The sequence below is a fragment of the Paracoccus sp. FO-3 genome (genome assembly GCF_006386455.1).
Taxonomy (GTDB): Bacteria; Pseudomonadota; Alphaproteobacteria; order Rhodobacterales; family Rhodobacteraceae; genus Paracoccus; species Paracoccus versutus.
This window is the reverse complement of record NZ_VCBQ01000145.1, coordinates 1-8874: the sequence shown is the minus strand read 5'-3', so window position 1 is coordinate 8874 and position 8874 is coordinate 1. Positions and strand designations below refer to the sequence as shown.

Here is an 8874-nt window from a genome sequence, read left to right as displayed (position 1 = left end):
CGGCACGCCCTCGGACGCGGTGATGCAGCGCTTGGCCGCCGCCGTCCAGAAGGCGCCCGAGCGCCAGGCCGCGGCCCAGAACCGCGCCGCCCAGCAGCAGCCGCAGCCGGCCGAGCAGGGCCGCGCCCAGGGCCGCATGGGCGGGCTGAGCCGGATGCTGGAGCGCATCTCGGGCCATGGCGAGCAGGCCGACAAGCCCGCGCCCTCGACCATCGCCGAGCGCGTGAACGAGCGTGTCGCGGCCCGCAACCGCGGCGGTTTCGACGCCGGTTTCGACGATCTGGCCAGCCCCGACCGGGCCGGCGACAATGTCGAGATCCCCGCTTTCCTGCGCCGCCAGGCGAATTGAGCCGATCACAAAATTCCGGCGACGATTTCGTGAAGGACCGCTTCGGCGGTCCTTTTTCTTTGCTGGATCAAGGTATTGGCGGTTCCGGCCGGGGGCGGTGCGCAAGCCGGGGCCGATTGTTTCACCCCGTTACAAAAGGTTATTTGAGCAATCGGCGGGGGATGCCTAACTGATCCTTGCGCCGCGGATTTCTTGCCGTGGCACGCTCAGTTCACAAGAATCGGCAGGCAAGACCATGCAGACCACCATCGCTCAGAAAGCCCAGTTCCGCGGCGTCGGACTGCATTCGGGTGCGGCCGTGCGGCTGGCGATCCTGCCGGCGCCGGCGGATCATGGCATCGTCTTCGTGCGCACCGACCTGGACCGCGCCCGGATTCCGGCGCGCTGGGACCATGTCACGCCCTCGCAGCTTTGCACCCTGCTGGACAACGGCCGCGGCGCCACCGTCTCGACGGTCGAGCATGTGATGGCTGCGCTGTCGGGCACCGGCATCAACAATGCCGTGGTCGAGGTGAACGGGCCGGAAGTGCCGATTCTCGACGGCTCCGCCGCTCCCTTCGTGCAGGGCATCCTGGAAGCCGGGCTGCGCCAGCAGGCGGCGCCCCTGCGCGCGATCCGCATCCTGCGCGAGGTCGAGGTGCGGCAGGGCGAGGCTTTCGCCCGCCTCTCGCCCGCCGACCACCTGGAGATCCATTTCGACATCGACTTCGTGGACGCGGCGATCGGCCGTCAGGAAAAGCGCCTCGACATGGCCAACGGCAGCTTCGTGCATGAGCTGATGGACAGCCGCACCTTCTGCCGCCAGGCCGACGTGGTGCAGATGCAGAAGAACGGCCTGGCGCTTGGCGGCACCTACCTGAACGCGGTGGTCGTGGACGGCGACCGGGTGCTGTCGCCGGGCGGCCTGCGCCACCGCGACGAGGCCGTGCGCCACAAGATGCTGGACGCGGTGGGCGACCTTGCGCTGGCCGGGGCACCGCTGCTGGCGCGCTATACCGGCCACCGCGCCGGCCACGCCATGACCAACAAGCTGCTGCGCGCGCTTTTCGCCCAGCCCGATGCCTGGGAATGGGTCACGCTGACCCCGGCGATGGAAAGCCGCCAGCCCGGCGCCGGGGTGATCGCCTCGGCTGCGCGCCTCGCTTCCCGCACCCGTCAGCTGGCCGTCGCCTGAAGGTGGCGGCCCTGCGCCGTTTTTGCCGTTTTGGCATTTTGCGCAGCCCGATTTTCTGTGCTAGGACGACCGGGCCGCGCGGGCCTTCCGCCCATGCGGCGGCGTGAATTTCTGACGGGCGGTATGGAATGACAGGCATCAGATCGGGTTCCTTGGTCGCGGCTGTGCTGTCGTTGGGCCTGCTGGCGGGCTGTTCGGGCGGTGCGGGGAACAAGCCCGAATCATTCGAGAATTTTACCGCCGAACAGATCTATAAGCGCGGCGAATACGAGCTTGAGAACTCGCGCAGGCCCAAGGACGCGGTGCAGTATTTCTCCGAGGTCGAGCGGCTTTACCCCTATTCCGAATGGGCCAAGCGCGCGCTGATCATGCAGGCCTATGCCTATCACCGCGCCCGCGACTACGAAGAGGCGCGGGGCGCCGCGCAGCGCTTCATCGACACCTATCCGGGCGATGCGGACGCGGCCTATGCGAAATACCTGCTGGCGCTCAGCTATTACGACCAGATCGACGAGGTCGGGCGCGACCAGGGCCTGACCTTCCAGGCGCTCCAGGCGCTGCGCGAGGTGATCGAGCAATATCCCGACACCGAATACGCCCGCTCGGCCATCCTGAAATTCGACCTGGCCTTCGACCATCTCGCCGCCAAGGAGATGGAGATCGGCCGCTACTACCTCAAGCGCGGCCATTACACCGCGGCGATCAACCGCTTCCGCGTCGTGGTCGAGGAGTTCCAGACCACCTCCCATACCCCCGAGGCGCTGATGCGCCTGGTCGAGGCCTATCTGGCGCTTGGCCTGAACGACGAGGCGCAGACGGCGGGCGCGATCCTGGGCCACAACTTCCAGTCCTCGCCCTTCTATCAGGATGCCCATGCGCAACTGCGCGGCCGCGGCCTGCAGGCCGAAGCGCGCGGCGACAGCTGGCTGACGCGGGTCTATCGCCAGGTCATCCAGGGCAAGTGGCTGTAAGCGGGCGATGCTGCGGCATCTCGACATCCGCGACATGTTGCTGATCGACCGGCTGGAACTGGAGTTCCGGCCGGGCCTCAACGTGCTGACCGGCGAGACCGGGGCGGGCAAGTCGATCCTGCTCGACTGCCTGGGCTTCGTGCTGGGCTGGCGCGGCCGCGCCGACCTGGTGCGCGCCGGCGCCAGCCAGGGCGAGGTAACGGCGGTCTTCGACCTGCCGCCCGGCCATCCCGCCCGCACCCTGCTGGACGAGGCGGGCTTTCCGGTCTCGGACGAGCTGATCATCCGCCGGGTGAATGCGCTGGACGGGCGCAAGACCGGCTGGATCAACGACCGCCGCGCCTCGGGCGAGGTGCTGCGCACGCTTTCGGAACTGCTGGTCGAGCTGCATGGCCAGCATGACGACCGCGGCCTCTTGAACCCGCGCGGCCACCGGCTGCTGCTGGATGCCTTTGCCGGGGTGGACCTGGGGCCGGTCCGTGCTGCCTGGGCCGCCCGGCGCGAGGCGCGCGCGGCGCTGGAACGGGCCGAGGCGGCGCTGGCCGCGGCGAAGGGCGAAGAGGATTTCCTGCGCCATGCCGTGGCCGAACTCGACAAGCTCGACCCGCAGCCGGGCGAGGAGGCGGAACTGGACACCCGCCGCCGCGCCATGCAGGGTGCCGAACGCATCCGCGAGGACGTGGCGCGGGCCTTGCAGGCGCTGGGGCCGCAAGGGGCCGAGGGCGCGATGCTGGATGCCGCGCGCTGGCTCGACGGTGCCGCCGAGCGGGCCGAGGGCCGGCTGGAGGCGCCCGCCGCCGCGCTGCAGCGGGCGCTGATCGAACTGGGCGAGGCGGCCTCGGGCGTCGAGGCGGCGCTGGAGGCGATGGATTTCGACCCGCGCGACCTCGAGACGACCGAGGAACGGCTGTTCGCGCTGCGCGCGCTTGCGCGCAAGCATGAGGTGCTGGCCGACGACCTGGCGGGGCTGGCCGACACGCTGCGGGAACGGCTGGGCCGGATCGACGCGGGCGAGGGGGATCTGGCGCGCCTGCGCGAGGCCGTGGCGGCGGCCGACGCCGCCTATGGCGCGGCGGCGGCGGGGCTGAGCGACCGGCGCGCCACGGCCGCCAAGCGGCTCGATGCCGCGATGGCGGCCGAACTCGCGCCGCTGAAGATGGAGCGCGCGGTCTTCGAAACCCGGCTTGCCGAGGCCGAGCCGGGCCCCGAGGGCCGCGACGCCGTGGCCTTCACCGTCGCCACCAATCCGGGCGCCCCGGCCGGGCCGCTGGACCGCATCGCCTCGGGCGGCGAGCTGTCGCGCTTCCTGCTGGCGCTCAAGGTCTGCCTGGCGCGCGGCAACGACGCGCTGGTGCTGATCTTCGACGAAATCGACCGCGGCGTCGGCGGCGCCACCGCCGATGCGGTCGGCCGGCGCCTGGCGCGGCTGGCCGAGGGCGCGCAGGTGCTGGTCGTCACCCACAGCCCGCAGGTCGCGGCGCTTGGCGGGCATCACTTCCGGGTTGCGAAATCGGTCGAGGGCGGCATGACCACCTCGAACGTCGCCGCGCTGACCGCCAGCCAGCGCATCGAGGAAATCGCCCGCATGCTCGCCGGCGAAGAGATCACCCCCGCCGCCAAGGCGGCCGCGCGCGCGCTGCTCGAACCCTAGGCCCGGCCCTGGACGCGGCCGAATCGCGCCCCGCCGCCGCGGCGATGCGCGGTGGATCGCGCGGGCCCGCCCGGCGCTGCCATGCCGCGCATGCCGGCCGGTTGTGACATGAAATCGACAACCGGGCCGCGGCGGGCAAATTTTCGGTGCCGCCGGCAAGCCCAGGATGGAAATACCTTTGCAATCTAGTAAGGATTTCGGACCCGGACGCTTTCCGGGCAGATCAGCGGGGCAGGGTGTCGATCGGCGAAAATCCCAGATGCGAGTTCCATGCGCTTTACGCCGCTCATCACGGCTGGCTGCATGGCTGGCTGCGCGGCAAGCTGGGCGACAGCGGCGATGCGGCGGATCTGGCCCATGACACATTCCTGCGGCTGCTGGCCTCGCGGCGCTTGCAGCTCGGCGACCGGCCCCGCGCGCTTCTGACCCATATCGCCAAGGGCCTGCTGGCCGATCACTGGCGGCGCCGGCGCGTCGAAAGGGCCTATCAGCAGGCCATCGCCCATCTGCCCGCCCCTGCGGTTCCGCCCGCCGAAGAGCAGATGCTGGTCATCGAGGCCCTGATGCGGATCGACGCCATGCTGGCGCGGCTGCCGGCCTTTACCCGCGAGGTCTTTTTGCTGGCCCAGCTGGACGGGCTGACCCTGCAGCAGATCGCCCAGCGGGTGCAGGCGCCGGTCATCACCGTCCGGCGGCATGTCCGCAAGGCGCTGCTGGCCTGCATGGAGGCGGCCTGACATGGCGCAGCCTTGCGGGGACGCCTTGCTGGAGGAAGCCGCCGACTGGGCCATGGCCATGCGCTACGGCGCCCCCGGTGAGCTCGACCGCGCCGCCTTCGACCGCTGGCTGGCCCAGGGCCCGCAGCATGCCGCGGCCTGGGCGCGGGCGCAGGCGGTGTTCCAGACCTTCGACCGGCTGCCGCGCGGGCTGGGCCAGGATGTCCTGCGCACCATCGAACCGCAGCCCGACCGGCGCCGGGCGCTTGGCCTGCTGGGCGGCCTGCTGCTCGTCCCGCCGGCCGGGGCCTTGGTCTGGCAGCAGCCCTGGCGGAAATGGCGCGCCGACGTGGCCACGGCGGTGGGCGAGCGCAAGGCGCTGGACCTGCCCGACGCCTCGGAACTGGTGCTGAACACCGACAGCGCGGCGGACATCACCTTTACCGCCGCCGAGCGGCGCATCCACCTGCACAGCGGCGAGATCCTGGTCACGACCCATGCCGATCCCGCGCCGGCCCTGCGTCCGCTGCTGGTCGCCACGGCCTTTGGCGAGATCCGGGCGCTGGGAACCCGTTTCAGCGTGCGGCACCTGGAAAACGACCTGGCGCGGGTCTCGGTCTTTCGCCATGCGGTCGAGATCCGGCCGCTGGATGCCCCGCCCCATGTCCTGCGCCAGGGCGAGCAGGCGGATTTCGGCCGCGGCGGCGTCAGGCGGCCGGAGGCGGTGGATGACAGCGCGGCGATCTGGGAACAGGGCATGCTGCTGGCGCAGGACATGCGGCTGGGCGAGGTGATCGCCGAGATGGCGCGCTATCGCCATGGCGTGCTGCGCTGCGATCCCGCCGTGGCGGGGATACGGGTCTCGGGGGCGATCTCGCTGGCCGATACGGATCGCGGCCTCGACCTGCTGGCGCAGACCCTGCCGGTGCGCATCCAGCGCCGCACGCCCTGGTGGGTGGTGGTCGCGCCGCGCGCCTGAAAGGCCCGGCGCGGGAAATTTTTTGCCGCCAGGGTGATCACTTTTCGGATCTCGTCCGGTGAATGGGGAAAGGGAGCCAGCCAAGCAGGTATCAGCCCGCTGCCCTTCATCCATTCAAGACAGGACGAAGCAGCATGACTTATCTTACCTGCGCGCCGGTGGCGGTTGCCCGCGCCCTCGCGCTTTCGACCGGGCTATCGGCCCCGCGCGGCGCGGTGCGGGCGCTTCTGGTCGGCACCGCCCTGGGTGCCACGATCACCGCCCCGGCCCTTGCGCAGGCGCGCGACTATGCCATCGGCCCCGGCCGGCTCAGCGACGTGCTGGCGCGCTATGCGGCCGCCTCGGGGGTGCAGCTGGTCTATGAACCCTCGGCGCTGGCGGGGCTGCAAAGCGCCGGCATCCGCGGCAGCTACACGGTCGAGCAGGGCTTTTCCGTCCTGCTGTCCGGCAGCGGCTACCAGCTGCAGCAGGCGGGCCCGCGAAGCTATGTCCTGGTCCGGCCCGGCGCCGCGGCGCCAGCGGGGGCGGGCGATGGCGCGGTGGTCCTGGATACCGTCACCCTGCGCGGCGGCAGCGCCACGACCGAGGGCAGCGGCTCCTATGCCACGCCGTCCGCCAGCATCGCCCGCGGTGCCGAGTCGCTGAAGGAGGTGCCGCAATCGGTCACGGTCCTGACCAGCCAGGCGATCGAGGACCAGGGCCTGACCAACCTGAGCGATGCCTTGACCAAGGCGCCGGGCATTGTCGTGACCAGGGAATCCGGCAACCCCATCATCTATTCCCGCGGCTTCAAGGTCGACAACTACCAGATCGACTCGCTGGGCACCTCTTATATCTCGATCTATCGGCCGGATTTCGACCTTGTTACCTATGACCGGGTCGAGATCCTGCGCGGGGCCGAGGGCCTGTTTTCCGGCGCGGGTGAACCGGGCGGCACCGTCAACCTGGCGCGCAAGCGGCCGACCGGTCAGTTCCAATCCTCGGCCAGCGCCTCGGTCGGCAGCTGGAACAACCGCCGCATCGAGGCCGACGTCAGCGGCCCGCTGGGCCTGGGCGGCAAGCTGCGCGGCCGGCTGGTCGGTGCCTGGCAGGATCGCGATTTCTTCTATTCGCCCTCGGACGAGAAGAAGCGGGTGCTTTACGGCATCCTGGAATATGACTTGACGCCTTCGACCGTGGTCAGCGCGGGGATCAGCTATCAACGCAGCGTGGGCGCCAACTGGATGGGCGGCTTGCCGACCTATACCGACGGCACGCAGCTTGGCTTGCCGCGCGACGTCGCATTGACCGTGGACTGGGCCGAACGCGAGCGGACCATCCATGAGGTGTTTGCCACCGTCGAGCATCAATTCAACCCGGACTGGACGCTGAAATTCAGCGCCCAGCGGCAAAAATTCGACCTGAATTACCTGAACCTTTACGTGGGTGGTCCGGTCGACCCGGCGACGGGCGTCTTCGGGCAACCGTCGGCATCGGCCGAGGATGACGGCAACCGCTCCACGGGCGTGGATGTCAGCATCTCGGGCCGGTTCTCGGCATGGGGTCGCGAACACAAGCTGATCGCCGGCGCCGACTGGCGCAAGAGCCACGGCTTTCAGATGCGGCGCAATGTGGTGCCGAACCTGCTGCCCGGCATGCTGACCCTTGATAGTTTCCCCGATCTCGACCTGCCCAGACCCAGCGTCGGCGGGTTGAATCACGGCTGGCCGGCCTGGGGTGCCAAGCAGCAGGGCGTCTATGCCCGGCTCGAGATGGAGGCCACGGACAGGCTGCACGTCATCCTCGGCGGACGCTATGCCTCATACCGCTATTCCTCGACCTATGAGCTTTACGACGCGGACGGCAATATCACCGAGCGCGACGTGATCGGCTATAACGATACGGGCATCTTCACCCCTTATGCGGGGCTGGTCTATGATCTGACGCCGCATTGGACCGCCTATGCCAGCCTGACCGAGGTCTACAAACCGCAGGCGAGCTATTTCTCGGGTCCGACCGATAACGCCAAGCCGCTGGACCCGATCACCGGCCGCAACTACGAGATCGGCGCCAAGGGCGAGTTGCTGGACGGGGCGATGAACCTTTCCGCTGCGCTTTACCGCATCGAGCGCAAGGGCGAGGCGGTGCGGGATCCAAGCTATCCGGGCTTTTCCGAGGACGGCAATTCCTGCTGCTACCTGGCGAAGGGCAAGATCGTCAGCCAGGGCATCGACCTGGAGGTCTCGGGCGAGGTTGCGCCGGGCTGGCAGGTCTTTGCCGGCTACACCTACAACCACAACGAGGACAAGAGCGATGGCGCCGCCTATCACTCGCTGACCCCCCGCCACATGTTCAAGCTGTGGACCGACTACAACCTGCCGGGCGACTGGTCGAAATGGACCTTCGGCGGCGGGGTGACGGTGAAAAGCCGGCACGCGAACAGCGGCACCTATTGGTTGCGCGGCCCCGACGGCAACTGGACCCAGCCCGAGTTCGAGATCAGGCAGGGCGGCTATTCGGTCTGGGATGCGCATGTGCAATACCAGATCGACGAGCAATGGGCGCTGGCGCTGAACGTCAACAACGTCTTCGACAAGACCTATTACGCCACCATCGGCACCCCTGGCGGCGGCAATTGGTATGGCGAGCCCCGGAATGCCACGCTGACCCTGCGCGGCCGGTTCTGAGGCGTGCCGCAAGCCGTCGGCCGGGCTTTCCCCGGCCGATGCGCACCCGGCTTGGCCTGTTGCGCTTGGGCCGGGGCGGTCCTAAACAGCAGGGACGCCATGTGCAGGGCCGCCGGTCCCCCGACCGTCGCCATCGGACCCTCGCAAAGCCAGATCGCCGCGCCGCCTGCGGCGAAGGTTGCAGGCGTTCCTCATCACTTCCGACGCGATCCGGCCAGGTCGGATCTTCCTGTTTTCGGGCACCCAATGGACCCTGTGCATGAACGCGCTTCTACAGTCCGAGACTGACCTGCCGCTGCCCGCGCAAGCACCCGCCCGCCGCGGCCGCCGCGCCCTGCTGGCCGTGCTGGCGCTGGCCGCCCTAGCCG

The 8874-nt window shown here is 69.3% G+C and carries 7 protein-coding genes and 1 pseudogene; all 8 read left to right on the top strand.

Annotated features, from left to right (window positions below; genetic code table 11):
* Positions 1–349, top strand: a pseudogene (locus tag FE811_RS24260) (cell division protein FtsZ); the annotation flags it as partial.
* Complete coding sequence (locus tag FE811_RS28835; RefSeq protein ID WP_114537555.1) at positions 309–518, top strand: hemopexin repeat-containing protein; 210 nt, start codon at positions 309–311, stop codon at positions 516–518. The pseudogene FE811_RS24260 and the gene FE811_RS28835, both read left to right, overlap by 41 nt.
* Before the next feature lie 66 nt (positions 519–584).
* Complete coding sequence (gene lpxC / locus FE811_RS24250) at positions 585–1523, top strand: UDP-3-O-acyl-N-acetylglucosamine deacetylase (RefSeq protein WP_116220564.1); 939 nt, start codon at positions 585–587, stop codon at positions 1521–1523.
* 128 nt (positions 1524–1651) lie between these two features.
* Complete coding sequence (locus FE811_RS24245) at positions 1652–2494, top strand: outer membrane protein assembly factor BamD (RefSeq protein WP_036754985.1); 843 nt, start codon at positions 1652–1654, stop codon at positions 2492–2494.
* A gap of 7 nt (positions 2495–2501) precedes the next feature.
* Positions 2502–4145, top strand: coding sequence for a DNA repair protein RecN (gene recN, locus FE811_RS24240; protein WP_036754988.1), 1644 nt, complete (start codon positions 2502–2504; stop codon positions 4143–4145).
* A 236-nt stretch (positions 4146–4381) separates the two neighbouring features.
* On the top strand, positions 4382–4882 hold the full coding sequence (locus tag FE811_RS24235; protein WP_116220565.1) for a sigma-70 family RNA polymerase sigma factor: 501 nt from the start codon (positions 4382–4384) through the stop codon (positions 4880–4882).
* A gap of 1 nt (position 4883) precedes the next feature.
* Positions 4884–5840, top strand: coding sequence for a FecR domain-containing protein (locus FE811_RS24230; protein ID WP_116220566.1), 957 nt, complete (start codon positions 4884–4886; stop codon positions 5838–5840).
* 134 nt (positions 5841–5974) lie between these two features.
* A complete protein-coding gene (locus tag FE811_RS24225; RefSeq protein ID WP_140849078.1) occupies positions 5975–8506 on the top strand; it encodes a TonB-dependent receptor in 2532 nt (843 codons plus the stop codon).
* The last annotated feature ends 368 nt before the right edge of the window (positions 8507–8874 follow it).

Coding starts and splice junctions, on each gene's coding strand:
- FE811_RS28835 (WP_114537555.1), top strand. CDS start 309: ATGTCGAGATCCCCGCTTTCCTGCGCCGCCAGGCGAATTGAGCCGATC.
- lpxC (WP_116220564.1), top strand. CDS start 585: ATGCAGACCACCATCGCTCAGAAAGCCCAGTTCCGCGGCGTCGGACTG.
- FE811_RS24245 (WP_036754985.1), top strand. CDS start 1,652: ATGACAGGCATCAGATCGGGTTCCTTGGTCGCGGCTGTGCTGTCGTTG.
- recN (WP_036754988.1), top strand. CDS start 2,502: ATGCTGCGGCATCTCGACATCCGCGACATGTTGCTGATCGACCGGCTG.
- FE811_RS24230 (WP_116220566.1), top strand. CDS start 4,884: ATGGCGCAGCCTTGCGGGGACGCCTTGCTGGAGGAAGCCGCCGACTGG.
- FE811_RS24225 (WP_140849078.1), top strand. CDS start 5,975: ATGACTTATCTTACCTGCGCGCCGGTGGCGGTTGCCCGCGCCCTCGCG.